We start from the raw sequence: 20,402 nt of genomic DNA, 5'->3' as shown, positions 1-20,402 counted from the left end.
CATGATAAGTTCAGAAACATCACCTGTAGAAACACGTATTGTGATTATTGATGATGAGCCTCAAATCCGTAAATTTTTAGACATTGCTTTAAGAACACAAAAATACAAAACCACGCTCTGTGAGACTGGTTACAAAGGTTTGGAGGCTTTGGCAACACAAGGGGCTGATTTGGTTATTTTAGATTTGGGTTTGCCAGATTTAGACGGTAAAGAGGTGCTTCAAGAGTTACGTAGTTGGTCGAATGTTCCTGTGATTGTTTTATCTGTACGCGCAGATGAATATGAAAAAGTTACCTTGCTAGATGCGGGTGCAAATGACTACATGACCAAGCCTTTTAGTGTGCAAGAGTTATTAGCGCGCATACGAGTCATTTTAAGAAACCAACCCATTCAGCAAGAAGCTCATGTTTATGATGATGGCTACCTTAAAGTTGATGTCATGCAACGTTTAGTATGGATCGAGCAACAGCCAATTACTTTAACTCGCAAAGAGTTTCAACTGTTGACGCTGTTAATGCGCTATCAAGGGCAGCTTTTAACACAACCTCAACTGTTAAAAGAACTATGGGGGCCAACCCATCAGGAAGATACTCATTATTTACGTATTTTAGTGGGCAAGTTGCGCGGTAAACTTGGAGATAATGCAATTCATCCACGTTATATTGCAACTGAACCAGGTGTTGGGTTGCGTTTTTTAGCTAAACAAAATAATTATTAGGTTTATATTAATTAAATATAAAAAAAACCTTAGGGAATTTCTCCCTAAGGGTTCGCTAAATACAGTGTTTCTTTATTTTTATGTCATAGTATTTTTTTAGTTATATATCCCAATGTTGTTCTGCTTCGGTCATTTGACTATAAATATTTTGATATTCAGCCTGTTTAACTGTGTACCAATGCTCTACAAAGTCAGCTCCCAAATATCCTTTTAAAATAAGACTCCCTTTAAATATTTTTAATGCTTCTGGCTGATTGTTGGCTAATAAAATGTGCTCATCAGGAAATTTTAAAAGATGTGCAGGTTTTGGTAGCGGTAACTTATGAGATAAGCCGTAAGACATACCGGCTAAAATCGTAGCTGTAACCAAATAGGGGTTACAGTCCGCTCCTGCAACCCGATATTCTAGACGTTGATTTCTCAAATCTGAGCATGGAATTCGGATTGCGACATTACGATTATTGGTACCCCAATTTGCTTCTAATGGCACATGGTGTCCAATTTTAAAACGTCTATAAGAATTAATATTGGGCGCTAAAATCGCCATAGATGCAGGCATTAATTCAATTAGGCCACTAATCGCGCTGAGTAATTTGGCCGAAAGCTCATCTTCTTCTACTTCTGAACTAAATACATTTTCATGGTATTGATTGAGCATGCTCATATGAAAATGCATGCCACTACCAGCCTTTGCCAAGTTCGGTTTCGCCATGAAACAGGCAGTTAAGTCATGTTTTCTTGCGACTTGTTTTACAATTCTTTTTAAAGCATTAATTTGATCGCACAGCTTTAAAATATCATGAGTGTGTTGAAGGTTTAGTTCGTACTGTCCAGGTGATGACTCTGCAACAATAGCGGTAATTTCAATAGATTGTAGTAGGGCGGCTTTTTCAACTTCTTCTAAGACTTGTTGATAGTTATTTGGTGCATCTATGTCAAAACATTGGTTTTCCAAACATGTTTCAGTGTGATGGTTAGGTGAGAAAAGATAAAACTCCAACTCAGCAGCCATAACTGGAAAATAATTGTCGGCGTGTAACTGATTTAATAATTTTTTTAATATATTACGTGGTTCATATCGACAATCTGAGCCATGTTCTTCTTGCATTGTGAGGAAAAGCTGAGCATTCAATTCAGGGAATGAGGCACTTGGTTGCAAGCTGCCTAAAATGGGCAGGCAAAGTCTGTCTGGTTCACCAATATATTTTCCTAGGCCTGTCTCTTCAATAACTTTTCCATCAAGACTCATTGCATAAACAGAAAGTGGAAAATAACATCCGTTGGAGAGATTTCTCAAACTTTTAACATCAATTCGTTTCCCACGAATATGTCCGTTTAAATCATGTAGACAAATATCAATATGCTGAGTATGAGGGTATGAGTTTAAATATTCATGGACTTCTTTCAAAAATAAATCGGGTTGGAAAGTATCGGCTTGTGTTGGTGGAGTAAAATCGTCTGATATTTTAAAAGCCTTAAGGTGAGAGTCTTGTAAGTTTAAGTTTGGATAAATATGCGTACTCATTATAAAAACCTTGGTGGTTATTTAGCTAAAATCCTACCGCAAGCTGTGAGGTTAATAGCATAAAAAAAGAGTAAAATGATTAAAGAATGATTTTTGGAGTATTTAGATTTTTTGTATGAAAAATCAATTATTTGAGTCTAATTTTTATAATTAAAAATTTAAGTAAAATTAGCGTATAAGGGAGGCTAAGAGTTAGCAAATTTCTTCGAATTTTATTTTTAAATTAAACAATGTTAGGAATTATGGCCTTTCAATTTGGTGAGATGGTCAAACTGATTTAAACTTAAAAGCTTATCCAGTGAGTCGCTTATTTTTGAAGTCTTGAATAGAGCAAGGCCTTTTAGGGTATTTACTGGAATTTTATTTTTGCGTTTTTTAAATTTATTTTTTGAGTTCTCTTAATATGAAAAATATCGGTTTAGCCATTCTAGCCATCAGCCTTTCAGGTTGTGCTGCAATGAGCGTAGAAGAATGTAAGACTGCGAATTGGTCATTAGTGGGTGAGAAAGATGGTTCAAAAGGTTCGTCGCCACGTTTAGATCAATATTACAAAGCATGTGGAAAAGCCAATATTGTTCCAGATCAAAAGTCATATGAACGTGGGTATAAAGAAGGTCTGGGGTATTATTGCCAGCCAACAAATATTTTTTATAACGCTTTAGAGGGTAGTGGCAATATCAATGTGTGCCCAGTTGAGCAGCGTAATCGTTTAAGACCTTATTATCAGGCAGCTTCCGATTACTACAATGCAAAAAATGAATATGACCGTTATGACGAAAAGTTTAAGCAATATTCTGATAATGCTTACAATGAAAAGTTGAAGCCAGAAGAGCGTGAACGTTATCGTAAACTTTTAAAAGAATTACAAATTGATCGTGACCGTATTAATCGAAACTATTGGAACTCAATTCGCGATATCGAACGTTTCAAATATGATCATGGCTTAAAATAATATTTTAAAAGGATTGATCTAGTTCAGATCAATCCTTTATTTTTTAAAGGTAATAACTGGTTTTTGTCATGAGTTTTGAAATGGCGGTCATGGTGATTTTTACTGCATATGGTAATTCAACGCCACCTGCTTCAAGTGCAGTGTGACGATGATGCAATTCATCTTCATTCATTTGCTCTAAAATTTTACGAGAGCGATCATCTTGAGGAGGTAACTGGTTTAAATGATCTTGTAAATGAAGGCTGACTTGACGTTCAGTTTCGGCCACAAAACCTAAACTATATTTGTCACCTGCGATACCCGCAAGTGCGCCCATGCCATACGAAAGCCCATACCAAATTGGGTTTAATAAACTGGTATGACTATTTAACTCTTTTAAGCGAACTTCACACCAAGCTAAATGATCTTGTTCTTCAATTGCTGCTTGTTGCATTTCTTGACGCACATTGGGTAATTTTGCAGTTAATGCTTGTCCATGATAAAGGGCTTGAGCACAGACTTCACCACTATGGTTAACTCGCATTAAACCCGCTACATGGCGAGCATCTTCTACCCCTAGTTTTGCTTCAACTGTTTCAGCTGGATTTTGGCGCTGCGCTGCTGTTGCACCCGGAACAAGACTACGTAATGCTTGATCAAAAGAGTTAATAAGTTGATCAATTCCAGTATAGTGGCGCATAAATTAGTCCTCCAAAGAAAGATGTGCTGTGGCAAGCATTGGTTTTAGTCGTGCTAGAAGCCAAATACTAAAGATTGCACTAAGTACAGCTGTAATAATAAAAAGTATTTTAATATCAATTTTTAAAACACTTAAGATTAAGATTGAAAAAATTGCAGAAGAAACCATAAAAACGGCATTTAAAATGTTATTAGCCGCAACAACACGGGCACGATGTGAGCGCGGAGAATAAGCCTGCATCATGGCATAAAGGGGAACAATATAAAAACCGCCACTAATCCCCAGTAAAGTCACTGCTAACATCACATGATAGTAAACCCAGCCTTGAGTAAAAATATCTTTTAACGTAAGTAATGCCCCAGTTCTTTCGGGAACAAAAGCTAAACTGGCAGCAAGGTAGAGCGCAAAAACAGTAAGACCAATGGCACCAATCGGTACCATTTTAATATTAATTTCTGAACCACCAATTTTACGGCAAAGAAGTGACCCGACACCAATACCGACTGAAAAGAAAGTAAGCAAAAGGCTGACGACATTTTCTGAAGCATGGAGATTTTGTTGGGTGAGCTGTGGAATTTGAGTTAAATAAGTAGCGCCATAAAACCAGTACCATGAGTTACCTAACAAAATAGTGAACACTAAAGGTAAGCTTTTGGCATATTTAATGGTTTGAAAACTCGTACGAATAAAATTCCAGTCAATCTTTAAATCAGGAGCAGCAACTTTTTGAGGTAAAATGAACCGACTACATAAATAGCCAATGCAAGCAATAATCACAACAGTAAGACTAATCCACAATAAGTTCCCATGTGATGATGCGATTACAGCACCACCTAAAATCATCCCAAATAAAATTGCCATTGAAGTGCCCGATTGAAACAGAGCATTGCCAGACATTAACTCGTGCGGCTTTAAAATTTCAGGCAAAATTGCGTACTTGATGGGTCCAAAGAATGTGGAATGTGTACCCATTAAGAATAAAGCAAGAAGAAGCAACCATAAGTGCCCCAATAAAAAACCAGCAGAACCAATGAGCATAATAATAATTTCTAAAATTTTTATGCCACGAACAAGTTGTGAACGCTCATATTTATCTGCAATTTGTCCAGCAGTGGCCGAAAAAAAGAAATAGGGCAAAATAAACAAGAGAGCCGCTAAGTTATTAAGGGTACTTACTGGGGCAGATTGTTGCTGAATCAAACCATAGGTAATCACTAATAATAAAGCTTGCTTAAAAACGTTATCATTTAATGCGCCAAAAAACTGGGTAAAAAACATCGGTACGAACCGACGTGATGTCATCAGGTGCTCATCTTGTTTCATCATGTGCAAACTTCATTGTGTTTTATAAAAAAATGTGACCGAGTGTTAATTTGCATCGAAAACCATGTATGATATTTTTAACGCTTGATTAAATGAAAAATCAATGGTTTTGAGTGAGTTTTACACTTACCTTGGTGCGTTTTATTAAAAAATAAGTCTAGAGTTTTCTATGCCTTCTAAAATTAAGTTTAAACAGTCAACTCTCACTCATTCTATGCATTTAATTTTAAAAATGCAGGGGATTCCTAAACTTATTTGTAGCAGCTTGTTGTTAACAGTTTGTGTAACCCCAAGCTTTGCTCAAACTTCTGTCGCAGCTATTTCGTCAACTGCAAGTGCAACTGTGTCTGATACTTCAGCAGAACAATTAGCGTCAGTGGATCAGCAAACTACTGCTCCAATTATAGATATTGCTACACTTGTTACCCAAGCTCAGCAACAACAAGATAGCTTGGCTATATTGCAACAACAAGAACAATTTCCAAATCAAATTGACGAATTTAAGCCAATTACACTGGATAATCTCGAAGATTTACCAGATATGCCTGTTGACCAAAACATGGCAAATGAAATTTATAGGGTAGCGGAAGAAGCTAAAAATGAAGCGCAGAGTTTTCAAAATGGCACTCAGAAGCTACCTGAAGTAACGGTAAGTGATGCAACGCAGTCTGAAGTACAGGAAATTAAACAAGCACCTGTAAATATTGACCAGCTTATGCAAGAGATTCAATCTGATAGCAAGATTGTAGTCGAAGCCAATGAAACAGGAAAAACCTTACCAGAGTTAACGCCAGAGACCGATGAACCACCTGAACAAGCTGGTTTCTTTAAGCGTATTTTAAATAAAGTGCGTCCGCCACGTGCAATTCCAATGGAACAAGTACCACGTATTAGTGCAGAAGTAAGTGGTGCTTCAGATTTGCTGGCTAAAAACATTAAAGGTAAGTTATCGACATTTACTCAAGAGTCATTTGAAGATTTCAATGCTGCTTTACCTCAACTTAGAACATTAAGTAATCAAGCAGCACAGGCAGTTGGTTATTATAATGCTGAGTTCCGCTTTGAAAAATTAAGTTCGAGTCGGGTTCGTGTAAATGTTACGCCGAATGAACCAGTACGAATTAATGAGCAAAATATTGAATTTACTGGTGCGGGTGAAAAGCAACCACAGTTTCAGGTTATTCGTTTAGTTCCTGATCAGGATGTAGGTGACATTTTTAACCATGGTTTATATGAAACCACTAAAAGTCGTATTGTTGATGCCGCATCTAATAATGGTTATTTTGATGCTTACTGGCGTTTGCATGATGTGAAAGTGAGTCAGCCAGAAAATAAGGCTGATATTAACTTACGCTATGAAACAGGTGAGCGTTACAAATTAGATAAGGTTGAGTTTCGTATGAGTGATCCATCGAAACCTTTGCCATTAAATTTGAATATTTTAGAAAGTATGGCGCCGTGGAAAGAGGGCGATGACTATGCATTTTGGCGGGTAAATACTTTAGCAAATAACCTAACCAACTCACGTTATTTTAATTACACTTTAGTTGACTCTGTTAAACCAGATCCAATTGAAAAACGACTTGAGCTACCACCAGATTTACAGGCTTTGGTCGATGAACAAAGCATTGATGTTGATGAGTCTAATTTACTTTCACCTGAACAACGACAATTGGCTAAAGCACGTCAATTAGCCACATCTAATAAAGAAGTTACACAAAACGTAGTCGATGAAAAACAGTTTGCAGGAACACAAAAGGCAAAAGAGGCAGAACCTCAAACTGCTATGTTGCAAAGTGCGTCAGTTCAGCAGGAAGAACAAGAAACTGAACAGGACCGCTTGCAAGCACAAGCACGTGAAACTAAAAGAATTCCAGTCATTGTGACTTTAAATGCAGATAAGCTAAATAGTTTAGAAACAGGTGTTGGTTACGGCACCGATACAGGCGCACGTTTACGTAGTCAGTATCGCCGTTCTATTGTCAATAAATATGGTCATTCTTTTGATGCCAACTTAGAAGTTTCTGAAATTCGTCAATCTATTGATGGTCGATATAGTATTCCCTATAAACACCCATTAAATGATTACTTTAACATTGTGGGCGGATATGAGCGTGAAACCCGTGATGATATTGGTCCAGATGTAAGTTTGCTTACTGAATCTGCTGTTGTTGGTGGAGAGCGTATCATTAAACGTCCGTTAGGGAACTGGCAACATACTTTTGGTGTCCGCTATCGTTTAGACCGTTTAACCCAACAAGGTAATGTTGATATTTCTGAATTACCAGATGCTTTTAAAACTGCCGCATCAGAGCAAGAAGCATTATTATTTAGTTATGAAACTTCTAAAACTTCTAGTAATACACGTTTGAACCCAACTAAGGCTTTTAAACAAACCTATAAAGTAGAATTAGGTAGCGAGAGTTTACTGTCCGATGCCAATATGGCAATTGCAAGTGCGGGTTGGAGATTTATTTACTCTCTTGGCGAAAATGATGATCATCAATTTGTTGGAAGATCTGACTTAAGCTACATTTTTACCGATGATTTTGACAAAGTTCCATACAATCTTAGATTCTTTACAGGTGGTGACCAAACCATTCGTGGCTTTGACTATAAGAGTCTTTCCCCAGAAGTAGATGGATATAAAATTGGGGGACAAGCTTTGGCTGTCGGTTCTTTAGAATATAACTATCAGTTTAAGGACGGTTGGCGAGCCGCTGTTTTCTCTGACTTTGGTAATGCCTATGATAAAGACTTTAGTAATCCAGCAGCTTATAGCGTTGGGGTTGGAATTCGTTGGAAGTCTCCAATTGGGCCAATCCGTTTAGATGTCGCTTCGGGTATTTCAGATGAAAACCATCCGATTCGTTTACATTTCTTTATAGGCCCACAACTTTAAAAATAAAATTTTATTAGGTTTATTTTATGGCGGAAGTAGAACAGCAGCCCACTTCGGCACCTGGCTCACCTAAGAAGCGACGCATTTTGCGTAGCTTCTTGCTGACGATATTGATCATATTTTTATTATTAGCGTCTTCGTTAGTGATCATGATGTCAACAGATCGCGGAAGTCGTTTTTTATTAGATCGGGTTTTAGACGCTCAGAAAATAATTAAATATGAATACGAGGGCGGGAACTTACTGCGCGGAATTATTCTTAAGAATGTTTTGGTGCAATTAAAGGACGTTGATGTTTCATTAGATAGAGCTGACGTAGGCTTAGGCTGGCGCTCTTTATTATTAGAAAAAGAAGTGCATTTGAGCCATGCGGATGTGCGTAACTTACGTATTATTAATAAAACTCCGCCTTCTGGTAAGGCGTTTGAATTTAAGCCCATTAAGTTGCCATTTGTTCTACGTGTTGATGAAGCCGATGTTGATCATTTAGAAATTAAGCTAGCAACCTCAGATGTAAGTTTTCATGATGTTCATTTGCAAGATGCACTTTGGTCTGAGACAAAACTGGAATTTGAAAAATCCAGTATGGATATGGGCTATCTCTCAGTCCACAACGCCACAGGAAAAATGGATTTCAGTGGTAAATATCCATTAGATGCAACAGCAGATTTAAGAATCCCATCTTTAAAAAGTTTAAATATTCAAGATATTAAAGTCGCAGCTCGCGGAACTTTAGATACTTTAAAAGCTGGTGTTGCAACAACAACCCCCGATTTGTTAACGGGTTGGGTGGTATTGCATCCTGTTCGTGATGAAGTTCCAATGCAAGGTGAGTTATTACTCAAAAATTATTATTTACCTTTATTGATTGAACAAAAATTATTTGCAAAAAATGGTGTGATCAAGTTTCAAGGCAATATTAAACAACTTAATTTAGCAGTTGATACAGATTTAAAGGGTGAGAATTTACCTGAAGGTCAATACAACGCTTTAATGAATACTGACTTAGTTCATCAACTTAATATTACCGATTTTAATGGCCAAGTCATGAAAGGGGTTGTTAACCTTAAAGGTTTGGTGAACTGGAAAGATCATGTTACTTGGGATATCAAAGGCCGTTTAGACCATATTAACCCTAAAGACAAAGCAATTCCTCAGGTTGTTCAAGACTTTTTACCGCCAAGTTTAGATGCTGCTGTTGCTTCAACCGGCTCTTTGGAAAAAGGTACTGAAGTATTTGCTAATGTTGATTTTGACCGTTACGAGTCTTGGAAGCTTAAGTTTAATCAAGCCCCAGAAAAAAATAATAAACCTCAACCGATGCTCATGAATGTGGCTTGGACGAAAATAGACCGTGCGATGCCTTATATTGGATGGTTAAGCAGTGACAGTGGTCAGGTTGATTTAACATTACGTGATGGTCAGCAAGACATTAAAGTTGCTACAAAAGTATATCAGCATGAAAAAACTTTATTGCCAGCAGGGCAATATCTAGCCGATCTGAATATTAAAGATAATGTTTTAAATGTTCCCAATTTTAGTTTTACTGCTGAAAAAGGTAGTTTAACTGGTCAGGCTAAAGTGTTGCTTCCTACCGAAAAACGTCAGTTGGTTTGGAACGCATTGTTAAATGCAAAAGATTTTAATCCACAAAGTATCCATGCAGCAGCGCCTGTTAATCTTTTAAATGGTTCGATTAAAGCAAATGGTTTTGCTAAACCAAACCAGCAAATCATTCAATTTGAAAAAATTGATTTAACTGGTCGATTGGCTCAAGCAGGTCAAGAAACTGTAAGTTTAGGTGGTAAAAGTACAGCAGCATTATTATTCAATGATGTGAAAGCTGGTGGTGGCTTTAAAGGTTTTGCAGTTAATTATGATGGATCTTTAAAAGCCTTAAAACAGGCAAATGGTTTATTGAAGTTTTCTATAGCCGGTACACCAGATTTTATTCGAATTAACCAGTTACAGCACGATGGCGTCGCTGGAAAAATCTATGCAACAGGTTCTGTAAATTTAAAAGATGGCATTGCATGGGATATTAATAGTTCACTGGTACGCTTTAAACCCCAATATTTTACCTCAACTGTAAAAGGTGAAATTTCAGGAAATCTGAAAACTCAAGGAGTTTGGTCAGACCATTTGAAACGAATTAATATTCAGCAATTGAACCTTGCTGGCTTTATAAATAATAAACCTGTTCGAGGTAAGGGTAATTTATCTTTATTGATGGACTCTAATCAAAAGGGCTTTTTTCCTCAGCAGTTTGAAGCCAATAATTTATTTTTAGTGTATGGGCAGAATCAGCTACAGGCGACAGGTAATGCACAAAATCTGAAAATCAAGCTCAATGCACCTGCACTCTACGAGTTATATCCGGGGTTGCGTGGTCGAGCTTATGGCGACCTAAATGTACAATCGCAGCCACGTTTAAAAGCAACAGCAAATATCGCTGTAGATAACTTTGCATTTAATACTTTAGTAAGTGTGAAGAGGTTGAGTATTCAAGGGGAGCTTCCAACATCGGAAACAACACCAACTCAATTAACCGCAAAATTAGATAATTTGCGTAGTGGAAATAGACAAATTCAGTCTGCCGAATTGAATTTAACTGGAACAAGAAAAGCGCATCTATTGAAAGTACTCGGCAATAATAGTATTTCCAAGTTCTATGTTCAGTTGGCAGGTGGGTTTAACCAAAATAATGATTGGTTAGGTCAAATTCAAAAAGGAAGTTTTGATTCAAGACGAATTCGTCTGGCACAAAATCAAAATGCTCCAGTGATTTTTTCTTCGGCACGGTCTGAGTTATATGTAGGTCAACACTGCTGGCAAAGTGCGAATAGCCAGCTCTGCTTTGACCAGCCGGTACGGGTAAGTAAAGCACGCGGTAATATTTCGTTTGTAACTCAGAACATGGATTTAAGTGACTTCGCGGCATTTATGCCAGAAGGCTTAGCGATGACTGGACAATTAAATGGTTATGCCAAGGCATCGTGGGTAAATGGAGGCAATCCAAAACTTGACGCACGTTTAATTACACGTAAAGGTGAAATTGGTTTAGCTGCTGAAGATCCTCAAGACCCTGCAACTACTATGGCTTATGATGAGCTAAGTGTTATTGCAAAAAGTGTATCAGAAGGTCTATTGTTCCGTGTTGATGTTAAAACACCTGATATTGGTACAGGATATGCGAATGTTATTATCAATCCATTCCAGCCATCAATGCCAATGTATGGTGAGGTTGCTTTTAATGATGTTCAATTAAAAGTCTTGAAACCATTTATTCAAGATGTCCGCACACTAAGTGGAACTTTAGCCTTGGCTGGTAAAGTCAACGGTACATTAACTCAGCCACAGTTTACTGGTGAAATGCGTCTGAAAAATGGTGCAATCAGTATGATTTCGCTGCCAGTTAATTTAACTAATGTTCAGGTTTACTCATCAATTCGTCAGAATATGGCAACAATTGATGGCGCGTTTAACAGTGGTCAAGGTGTAGGGCTTTTAAAAGGTAGTTTTGAATGGAAAGATGCACCGCGTCTTCAATTAAACCTCAAAGGTGATAATTTACTTGTACGTCAGGCGCCATTAATTACTGCAATTGCCAATCCAAACCTTACACTTGATATGTATCCTTTCGATAAGCGTTTAAGCTTAAAAGGATCGGTGGATGTTCCTCGTGCGCGAATTTCAATGCCAGAAACAACTGCTCCAGTCATTAATACTTCATCAGATGTCCGCATAGTTCGACAAGGCCAAGACCCGCTTGCAATTTTACGTGCTGCTAAACCTTGGGATATCCGAGCTGATATTACTGTTAATATTGGAAAGCAAGTAATATTCCAAGGCTTTAACAGTAATATTCCGTTAGTTGGTCGTCTAAACTTAAGTCAACGTGGTTACGAGACTGCGATGAGAGCTAACGGGGCAATTGGTGTCAGTCAAAAAGTGAAAATTGAAGCTTATGGACAAAGTCTAGATTTGAATCGAGCGATTGCCCGTTTTAATGGTCCATTGGCAAACCCAACATTAGATATAGATGCAAACAAAAATGTTCAGGGTAGTATGGTTGGGGTACGTGTCACAGGTACTGCGACATCGCCAAATATTCAGGTTTATAATGATGCAGGACTATCTGAGCAAGAAGCATTAAATGCGCTCGTCACGGGACGTATTAATGAAGGTTCAAGTGGTTTAAGTAATGCGGAAGGTTTTAAGTCTGATGTAAATAACACCATTGCTGCTGCTGGTATCAGTATGGGCTTGGGCGGTACACGTGCTTTAACTAACCAGATTGGACGTACTTTCGGTCTAAGTGGATTAGCTTTAGATGCTCAAGGTACAGGTGATGATACTCAGGTGAGTTTAACTGGCTATATCACACCGGATCTATTTATTCGTTATGGTGTCGGAGTATTTACACCAGTCAATAAGCTTACATTACGTTATCAAATGAACCGCCGGTTATATTTAGAAGCGAGTCAATCTTTAGAAAGAGCGATCGATTTATTCTACAACTGGCGTTTCTAGTAGATGGAAATTAAGTATTAGAAAAGTACGTTAAGTATCTCTGTAATACTGTAATTGATTTCAATCAGTAATAACTAAATTAAGAGCTCACCTTCGGTGGGCTTTTAATTTAATAACACCTTCATAACATTTAAAAAAGTTGAATATTTGTCATATAAACCATCGATTTTCTTAAAAGGAATCACACCTTGAACAGACTCTAATTAAAGAAAATTCACTTGAAAATTGTTGTTTTATAAATTAGTTTTCAGAAACATTAAATGAAATTAGATTGATAATACCTTGTTGATAAGTACAAATAAGGTGAATTTCTCAAGGAAATAACAGTGAAAATAGATACTTATGTTGAAATCAAACATGGCAAGGACAACGATACAAATATTAAATATCGTGGGCTAATTCACAAGTTAACAGCAACATTGTCGTTGACGCTTTTGTCATTTGGATGGTGCTCCACTGTAAATGCTGCACAGCAACAAATCGCTTTAGTGGGGACATGGACATCTATCCCTGATGCACCGCTTGTGCAAAAACCAAAACAAGCCAGTGAAGGTTTGTACCAGCTTCAAGTGAATAGCAATGGAACTTTAACTCCTATTAATGTGTTGAAAATGAAAAGTCCTTCTTGGATTGTAAAATCGAAAGATGGTCGTTTTGCCTATACCACTAATGAAGAAAATGAAGGAGCGGTGACTGCATTATCAGTTCAAAATGGTAAGGTAGAAGTGTTGAACACAGTGAATAGCCATGGTGGGCATCCAACACACGCATCAATCAGTTTAGATGGTAAATTCCTGTTTGTGTCGAACTATTCGGCATTCGATAAAGGTCGTGGTGGGGTGGCTGTTTTGCCAATTTTGCCAAACGGCCATTTGGGTGAAAAATTACAAAATATTGTTTTCGCGGAAGGTTCTGGTCATGTTAAAGGGCGTCAGGAGAGTGGTCATGCACATTCGACAACTTTCAGCCCTGATGGTAAATATCTATATGCGAGCGATCTTGGAAATGACAAAGTCTATACCTTTCGTTATAACCCGAATAAGCCTCAACCACTCGAAGCGGATAGTAGTCGAGATGTGACCTTTACGCATGGTTCTGGCCCGCGCCATATGGTCTTTTCACCAAATGGCAAACATGCGTACATTACTGCAGAAATGCGAAGTGAAATTGTGACATTTAACGTGCAAGATGGTCATTTGAAAAAAGTAGCTGAGCTAAAACTAATTCATGAGGACAAAACACCTGAATTTAAGAGTGCGAGTGGAATTATCCTCAGCCCAAATGGCAAATATGTGATTGCTGCTAATCGTGGTGCAGACAACAAACTTTTGGTATTTAAAATTCAACAAAATGGATTGCTAGGTAAACCAACAGTTTATAAAGCGAATGGTATTGAACCAAGGGCTTTCTCATTCGATGCGTCTGGTAAATACCTATATGTGACAAACGTTTTTAGTAATAACATTAGTTTATTCCGCTTTGATGCAAAAAATGGCACTTTAAAACCAGTTGGCGATGCAGCAAAAATATCAACACCGACTGATATCAAATTTTTTAATTAACCAGACTCATGAAACTGGCATTTCTAATGTTTGTATAAAAAGATCGAGGTTTTTATCTCGGTTTTTTTATGGCAATTTTTGCAAAAATGATGATTTTCCGTATGATATCAACAGCAATAATTAGTGTAGTGAAATGATGAAAAAGATTTTATTGATTGCAATGAGTTTGTTCTTTGTCGGTTGTTCAGAAAAGAAACCTTTAACACCTGAAGAGCAGTGGCATGGCTTTTGTACTAGCGTAGGAAATGCAGCGAGAAGTATTGTTTTTGATCGTCAGCAAGCAATTGAAAAAGCTCAAGCAGTTGAGCATGCAAATAAAATTGAAGATGAAATTACGAAAAAATTTATTCTTAATGTTATTGAAAAAGTTTATGCAATTCCAAAAGAAGAACTGACTAAAGATTCTCAAGCACTCCAAGAAAAAGTTAGAAAGCAAGCAATGGACGAATGTTTGGCAACGCCTCATGACAAAATGCCAAAATATAAATCGTTCTAATTGAGTACGGTTATTGAATTTTCTCTCATCTGAGGTTTTTTTGCTTAAAAATAGCCCAGATTTGGCTAATATGCTTATTATTTATACATGGGTATTTAGATACAAAATAATGGGCATCACGGAGAAACACCCCGTTTTCATTAACTTTTACCTTGAACTCTAGTAAACTTTTATAGTCCATATTACTTGTGAAGCTTTTTAAGAAAGCAGGAATTTGCAAGTAATTTTTCAAAAAAAGAGGAATGAACACCGTGCTAGAAGCTTACCGCCAACACGTTGAAGAACGTGCCGCACTCGGAGTCCCACCGAAGCCACTTGATGATGCTCAAACAGCTCAGCTTGTTGAACTATTAAAAAATCCACCAGCAGGCGAAGAAGCGTTCTTGGTTGATTTGCTTGAAAACCGTGTTCCTGCAGGTGTTGACCAAGCAGCTTACGTAAAGGCAGCGTTCTTGGCAGCAATTGCAAAAGGCGAAGCAACTTCACCACTCGTTTCTAAAGAACGTGCAGTTTACTTACTTGGCACCATGCTTGGTGGTTATAACGTAGCACCACTTGTTGAGCTTCTTGACAATGCTGAACTTGCAAGCCTAGCTGCTGAAGCGTTAAAGAAAACGCTTCTTGTATTTGATGCATTCCATGACGTAGCAGATAAAGCAAAAGCGGGTAATGCCAATGCTAAAGCTGTTTTACAATCTTGGGCAGACGCAGAATGGTTCACAAGCCGTCCTGACGTTCCAGAAGAAATTAAAATCACTGTATTCAAAGTAACTGGTGAGACAAATACTGATGACTTGTCTCCAGCACAAGATGCTTGGAGCCGTCCAGATATCCCATTACACGCAAATGCAATGTTGAAAAACGAGCGTGATGGTATCAATCCTGAAAAACCAGGTGAAGTTGGTCCATTAAACCAAATCAAAGAACTCATCGCGAAAGGCAACCAAGTTGCTTATGTTGGTGACGTTGTTGGTACGGGTTCTTCACGTAAATCTGCAACTAACTCTGTACTTTGGTTCTTCGGTGACGAACTTCCACACATTCCAAACAAAAAAGATGGTGGTGTGTGCTTAGGTTCTAAAATCGCTCCAATTTTCTTTAATACAATGGAAGACGCAGGTGCATTACCTGTAGAAATCGACGTTGCTAACATGAACATGGGCGACGAAGTAGTATTGAAAATTGACCACGCTGCTGCAAAAGTTACTGCTTTTAAAGATGGCGTACAAATTTCAGAAGCAGAACTTAAAACTCCAGTACTTTTAGACGAAGTACGTGCTGGTGGTCGTATTAACTTGATCATTGGTCGTGGTTTGACAACTAAAGCACGTGAAGAATTAGGTCTTGCACCTTCTACATTGTTCCGTACACCTGTACAACCTGCTGACACTGGTAAAGGCTTCACGCAAGCTCAGAAGATGGTTGGCCGTGCATGTGGTTTAGCTGAAGGTCAAGGTATTCGTCCGGGTACTTACTGTGAACCTAAGATGACGACTGTTGGTTCTCAAGATACAACTGGTCCAATGACTCGTGACGAGTTAAAAGACTTAGCTTGCTTGGGCTTCTCAGCTGACTTAGTAATGCAGTCTTTCTGTCACACTGCTGCATATCCAAAACCAGTTGACGTAACAACTCACCATACATTACCTGACTTCATCATGAACCGTGGCGGTGTATCTTTACGTCCAGGTGACGGTATTATCCATTCTTGGTTAAACCGTATGTTACTTCCAGATACAGTTGGTACTGGTGGTGACTCACATACTCGTTTCCCAATCGGTATCTCTTTCCCTGCGGGTTCTGGTCTTGTTGCGTTCGCAGCTGCAACTGGCGTTATGCCACTTGATATGCCTGAGTCTGTACTTGTTAAGTTCAAAGGTAAAATGCAACCTGGTATCACTTTACGTGACCTTGTACATGCGATTCCTTACTACGCGATTCAAGCGGGCGACTTAACTGTAGAGAAGAAAGGTAAGAAAAACATCTTCTCTGGTCGTATCCTTGAGATCGATTTATCAGAAATGGAAAATGACTTGACTGTTGAGCAAGCATTCGAACTTTCTGATGCATCTGCTGAACGTTCTGCTGCTGGCTGTTCAATCACACTTTCAGAAGAGAAAGTTGCTGAATACTTACGTTCTAACATCACCATGTTGAAGTGGATGATTGCAGAAGGTTATGGCGATGCTCGTACAATGGCGCGCCGTGCTGAAAACATGCAGAAGTGGTTAGACAACCCAAGCCTGTTAAAAGCTGATGCTGATGCAGAATACTTAAAAGTTTACGAAATCGATCTTGCTGACATCAAAGAACCAATTCTTTGCTGCCCGAACGATCCAGATGACGCGAAACTTCTTTCTGACGTTCAAGGCGACAAAATTGATGAAGTATTCATCGGTTCTTGTATGACTAACATCGGTCACTTCCGTGCAGCTGGTCAGTTACTTGATAAAGTACCTAGTGGCTCACTGTCTACTCGTTTATGGTTGGCTCCACCAACACGTATGGACGAGCACCAATTGATGGAAGAAGGCTTGTATAACATCTATGGTCGTGCAGGTGCGCGTACAGAGATGCCAGGTTGTTCACTTTGTATGGGTAACCAAGCACGTGTAGCACCGAACACAACATGTGTATCTACTTCTACTCGTAACTTCCCTAACCGTTTAGGTCAAGGTGCAAACGTTTACTTAGCCTCTGCTGAGCTTGCATCTGTAGCTGCAGTTCTTGGTAAATTACCAAGCCCAGAAGAATATCAACAGTACGCGTCGCAAATCGACAGCGCTTCTGCTGAGATCTACAAATACTTAAACTTCGACAAGATGAGCGAATATACTAAAGAAGCTGATCAAGTTGATACTAAGAAAATCTCTGCTGCTCAATTGACTTAATGAGCTAGGATCAAGAAAAGCCGGTAGGCTTTTCCCTAGTGCAAGAGCAAATCTATGATTTGCTTGAGCAAAAAGCTAGAATAAGGGCTGATTAATCAGCCCTTATTTTTATAATGAAAAGCATTTTAAATATAGAAGACAATATTCTTGAATTAGAAAATATTTTGAATAAAAAACAAAAAATTGAAGAGTTAGAAAGCTCAATTCAGCAATTATTCTCCACAATATTAAAAGATTATCCTTATCTAAAATCACCAACGTTTTCAATGATTCCAACAAAGGATCTAGAGTTTATTCTTTGGTATCAAGATCCGAATGCCATTACTGAAACCTTATTAATTAAGCAGAATAGTTTTGAAGCATATATATGGAGAAGTTCTGATCAGAAATGGTATTTGGATGATTTTTATTCTGAACCGCATCAAATTGCCAGCAAAATAATAGAAAGTATTCCTATGTTTCATTCTATTCCTGAAAACCCTAAAGAGGTGAAGCACTTGCTTGAAGTTGGAATAATGCTTTTTGATATGAATGTTTTGCCAAAATTTTCAGAAATAAAGCCAATGGATTGTAGAGAGGTGCTTACATGGGATGATCACTTTTTACTAGTAGGTACCCAATTGACCAATCTTAAACTTTATAATCATGAAGAGTGGAATGCCTTGATTGATAGAGAGAATTCTTATTTAAATTAAAATTAGGCAAAAGATTTTTAAGATTAAGAGATATTTATACTGATGGTAATATTATTTATACATTCGCATTTAAATTTAGAGGAACATTCCTATTAGCATAAGAATGTTCCTCCATATTTATAAAATCACCAATAACCCAACACTTTCCACCAAAGTCCGCCAATCACCACAAAAATAATGATATTAACCACGCTCATGACAAAGCCAGCTTTCCACCATTCACCCAGAGTGGTGTAACCCGAACCGAACACTACAGGGGAAGTGCCAGTCGCATAATGGGTCAATGTCATCATAATACTTGAAGCCGCTGCCATCATTAAGGCAAACAACATTGGCGGTGCACCGAGTGCAAGTCCCGCCGTATAAAAGGCTGCAAACATTGCGGTAATATGTGCCGTGGTGCTAGCAAACATATAATGTGCATACAAATAAGCCAGCATTAACAATAAACAAGCAGGCATCCAGCTTAGACCTAAATGACCAATACTAGTTTCTAAAACACCCGAGAACCACGTGATCAAACCCAGTTTATTTAAATAAGTCGCCATCATGACTAGTGCTGCAAACCAAGTAATAGTATCCCACGCATTCTTTTGCGTCAGAATATCATCCCAAGTTAAAACACCTGTAAGTAGTAATAATCCTAAACCAATAAAGGCAGTCGTAGTTGGGTCAACAGCCCAAGCAGAGCCAAAAATCATGGCAGGAATACCCGCCCATAGCATCAATAAAATACCGAATACACCAAGCATGATGATTTCATTTTTACTGACTGACCCCATTTCTTTTAATTTAGTTTTAGCAAACTGAGCAGCATTAGGTGTTTCTTTGACTTCGGGTGGATACATCAAATACATAATCAAAGGCATGATGATTAAAGCAATTAATCCAGGTAGTAACATCGCCAGTGCCCACGTGCTCCAACTTAAAGAAATTTCACTGTGGGTAGCCTTTGCCACTAAATCAACTACTAAGGGGTTAGGGGCAGTTGCTGTAATGAACATTGCAGAGGTAATCGGGTTGGCTTGGTAGTTAACCAAGGATAAGTATTTTCCCATCCGACCTTCGGTGCCTTTGGCAGGATCAGAATCATAACTAGTGGAAATTGCCAGTACAATTGGGTGAATAATTCCACCACCACGTGCCGTATTGCTGGGTGTTACAGGGGCGAGAATGAGTTCGGAAAGCACCATGCTATAGCCGATACCAATGGTTTTTTTGCCCCAAACTGCGATAAATAAATAGCCTAACCGTGCACCTAATCCAGTTTTTTGCAAACCTTTAGAGATCATGATGGAAATACCAATCAACCAGATTAGGGGATTAGCAAAGCTACTAAGGGCATCTTGAATGGCTCCACTTGGGCTGTCATTGGTAACACCTGTCACAGCGACTAAGGTGATAGCAATAATCGCAATTGCACCAATTGGCATAGCTTTACCGATGATTGCGGCAATCACACCTACAAACATCGCTAATAAATGCCATGCATCAGGATCAACACCTGCGGGTACAGGAATCACAAACCAGATTAACAATGTAATAAATAAAGAAATAAGTGTAGGGAGGGCTTTAAATCCCATGTAATTTCCCCTTGTTTTCATATGTTTAAAAAAATAAAGTTCTTTATGAGTGAATCGCTAAAGAAATAAGTATTAAAGTTCTATTATCGATTAAATGATACAAAAATTCAAAAAACTTAAAAATAACGAGTGGGAAGTACTAATTTTCATCTTAATAAAAGGGATGAAATTTTTGTGTTAAGAATTTCTTTGGTTTATTTGGTATTATTAAGTTTTTCTGAAGTTTTGGCTCTGAAATTGATTCCAAAATTATAAATTCTCTGTATAGATATCAGCCTAATAAATAGTACCTAGTATTGTTAGTTTTAGAAAAAGCTATAAAGATATCTAATTAAATTAATATATTCTAATACTAATTTTTAGAAAATTTTAAAGATCAAAAAATAATTTATATATCTAGATTAAGATATAAAGAGTGAAAAAACTATTTAATAAAATAACTTATATATAATTTTGGGTAAAAAATAGACTTTATGAATTATTGTTTTTATTAAAAGTGTGAATTGTTTCATATTTATATTTAAAAATAATAAATATGACATTT

The 20,402-nt window shown here is 37.8% G+C and carries 11 protein-coding genes and 2 pseudogenes; 9 read left to right on the top strand and 4 right to left on the bottom strand.

The features are described from left to right. Nucleotide 1: 1 nt before the first annotated feature. Nucleotides 2–718, top strand: coding sequence for a response regulator (locus AC07M3_RS11040; protein ID WP_494567301.1), 717 nt, complete (start codon nucleotides 2–4; stop codon nucleotides 716–718). Nucleotides 719–818: 100 nt separating this feature from the next. Here AC07M3_RS11040 and AC07M3_RS11035 read toward each other — a convergent pair whose 3' ends face one another. Beyond that, nucleotides 819–2,243, bottom strand: a complete 1,425-nt coding sequence (locus AC07M3_RS11035) for a glutamine synthetase family protein (RefSeq protein WP_494567300.1) — start codon at nucleotides 2,241–2,243, stop codon at nucleotides 819–821. A gap of 403 nt (nucleotides 2,244–2,646) precedes the next feature. Between AC07M3_RS11035 and AC07M3_RS11030 the strand changes: the two genes are divergently transcribed. Then, entirely contained in the window at nucleotides 2,647–3,195 is a 549-nt protein-coding gene (locus AC07M3_RS11030; RefSeq protein WP_080027388.1) for a DUF2799 domain-containing protein, read from the top strand. A 43-nt stretch (nucleotides 3,196–3,238) separates the two neighbouring features. Here AC07M3_RS11030 and coq7 read toward each other — a convergent pair whose 3' ends face one another. Together coq7 and AC07M3_RS11020 are read right to left on the bottom strand one after the other, a co-directional pair. Next, nucleotides 3,239–3,874 carry a 2-polyprenyl-3-methyl-6-methoxy-1,4-benzoquinone monooxygenase gene (coq7, locus tag AC07M3_RS11025; RefSeq protein ID WP_309949184.1) on the bottom strand — a complete coding sequence of 212 codons (636 nt, stop codon included), beginning with the start codon at nucleotides 3,872–3,874 and terminating at the stop codon, nucleotides 3,239–3,241. A gap of 3 nt (nucleotides 3,875–3,877) precedes the next feature. Next, nucleotides 3,878–5,200, bottom strand: a complete 1,323-nt coding sequence (locus tag AC07M3_RS11020) for an MFS transporter (protein ID WP_080758369.1) — start codon at nucleotides 5,198–5,200, stop codon at nucleotides 3,878–3,880. Between the two features lie 166 nt (nucleotides 5,201–5,366). Between AC07M3_RS11020 and AC07M3_RS11015 the strand changes: the two are divergent. From AC07M3_RS11015 to AC07M3_RS10985, 7 genes and pseudogenes are all read left to right on the top strand, one after another. Further along, nucleotides 5,367–6,947: pseudogene (locus AC07M3_RS11015) on the top strand (POTRA domain-containing protein); the annotation flags it as partial. A 90-nt stretch (nucleotides 6,948–7,037) separates the two neighbouring features. After that, nucleotides 7,038–8,099 (top strand): annotated as a pseudogene (locus AC07M3_RS11010) (autotransporter assembly complex protein TamA); the annotation flags it as partial. 26 nt (nucleotides 8,100–8,125) lie between these two features. Then, nucleotides 8,126–12,631, top strand: coding sequence for a translocation/assembly module TamB domain-containing protein (locus AC07M3_RS11005; RefSeq protein ID WP_494567299.1), 4,506 nt, complete (start codon nucleotides 8,126–8,128; stop codon nucleotides 12,629–12,631). Nucleotides 12,632–12,957: 326 nt separating this feature from the next. After that, on the top strand, nucleotides 12,958–14,193 hold the full coding sequence (locus tag AC07M3_RS11000) for a lactonase family protein (protein ID WP_307009027.1): 1,236 nt from the start codon (nucleotides 12,958–12,960) through the stop codon (nucleotides 14,191–14,193). Between the two features lie 133 nt (nucleotides 14,194–14,326). Next, the gene (locus AC07M3_RS10995; RefSeq protein WP_133746889.1) at nucleotides 14,327–14,689 is read left to right on the top strand and encodes a hypothetical protein; all 363 of its coding nucleotides are present in this window, start codon (nucleotides 14,327–14,329) and stop codon (nucleotides 14,687–14,689) included. 251 nt (nucleotides 14,690–14,940) lie between these two features. Continuing rightward, complete coding sequence (locus AC07M3_RS10990) at nucleotides 14,941–17,580, top strand: bifunctional aconitate hydratase 2/2-methylisocitrate dehydratase (protein WP_004643279.1); 2,640 nt, start codon at nucleotides 14,941–14,943, stop codon at nucleotides 17,578–17,580. Between the two features lie 113 nt (nucleotides 17,581–17,693). Next, nucleotides 17,694–18,275, top strand: a complete 582-nt coding sequence (locus tag AC07M3_RS10985; RefSeq protein WP_494567298.1) for a hypothetical protein — start codon at nucleotides 17,694–17,696, stop codon at nucleotides 18,273–18,275. 125 nt (nucleotides 18,276–18,400) lie between these two features. Here the strand turns inward: AC07M3_RS10985 and AC07M3_RS10980 are convergent, their stop codons facing one another. Continuing rightward, a complete protein-coding gene (locus AC07M3_RS10980; protein WP_494567297.1) occupies nucleotides 18,401–19,858 on the bottom strand; it encodes a DASS family sodium-coupled anion symporter in 1,458 nt (485 codons plus the stop codon). Between the last annotated feature and the right edge of the window lie 544 nt (nucleotides 19,859–20,402).

The organism is Acinetobacter sp. GW821-FHT09D10 (assembly GCF_059416285.1).
This window is presented reverse-complemented; position numbering and strand designations above follow the sequence as displayed.

What these genes read in the sequence shown, in the direction of transcription:
- AC07M3_RS11040 (WP_494567301.1), top strand. Translation starts at nt 2, where the DNA reads ATGATAAGTTCAGAAACATCACCTGTAGAAACACGTATTGTGATTATT.
- AC07M3_RS11035 (WP_494567300.1), bottom strand. Translation starts at nt 2,243, where the DNA reads ATGAGTACGCATATTTATCCAAACTTAAACTTACAAGACTCTCACCTT.
- AC07M3_RS11030 (WP_080027388.1), top strand. Translation starts at nt 2,647, where the DNA reads ATGAAAAATATCGGTTTAGCCATTCTAGCCATCAGCCTTTCAGGTTGT.
- coq7 (WP_309949184.1), bottom strand. Translation starts at nt 3,874, where the DNA reads ATGCGCCACTATACTGGAATTGATCAACTTATTAACTCTTTTGATCAA.
- AC07M3_RS11020 (WP_080758369.1), bottom strand. Translation starts at nt 5,200, where the DNA reads ATGATGAAACAAGATGAGCACCTGATGACATCACGTCGGTTCGTACCG.
- AC07M3_RS11005 (WP_494567299.1), top strand. Translation starts at nt 8,126, where the DNA reads ATGGCGGAAGTAGAACAGCAGCCCACTTCGGCACCTGGCTCACCTAAG.
- AC07M3_RS10995 (WP_133746889.1), top strand. Translation starts at nt 14,327, where the DNA reads ATGATGAAAAAGATTTTATTGATTGCAATGAGTTTGTTCTTTGTCGGT.
- AC07M3_RS10985 (WP_494567298.1), top strand. Translation starts at nt 17,694, where the DNA reads ATGAAAAGCATTTTAAATATAGAAGACAATATTCTTGAATTAGAAAAT.
- AC07M3_RS10980 (WP_494567297.1), bottom strand. Translation starts at nt 19,858, where the DNA reads ATGGGATTTAAAGCCCTCCCTACACTTATTTCTTTATTTATTACATTG.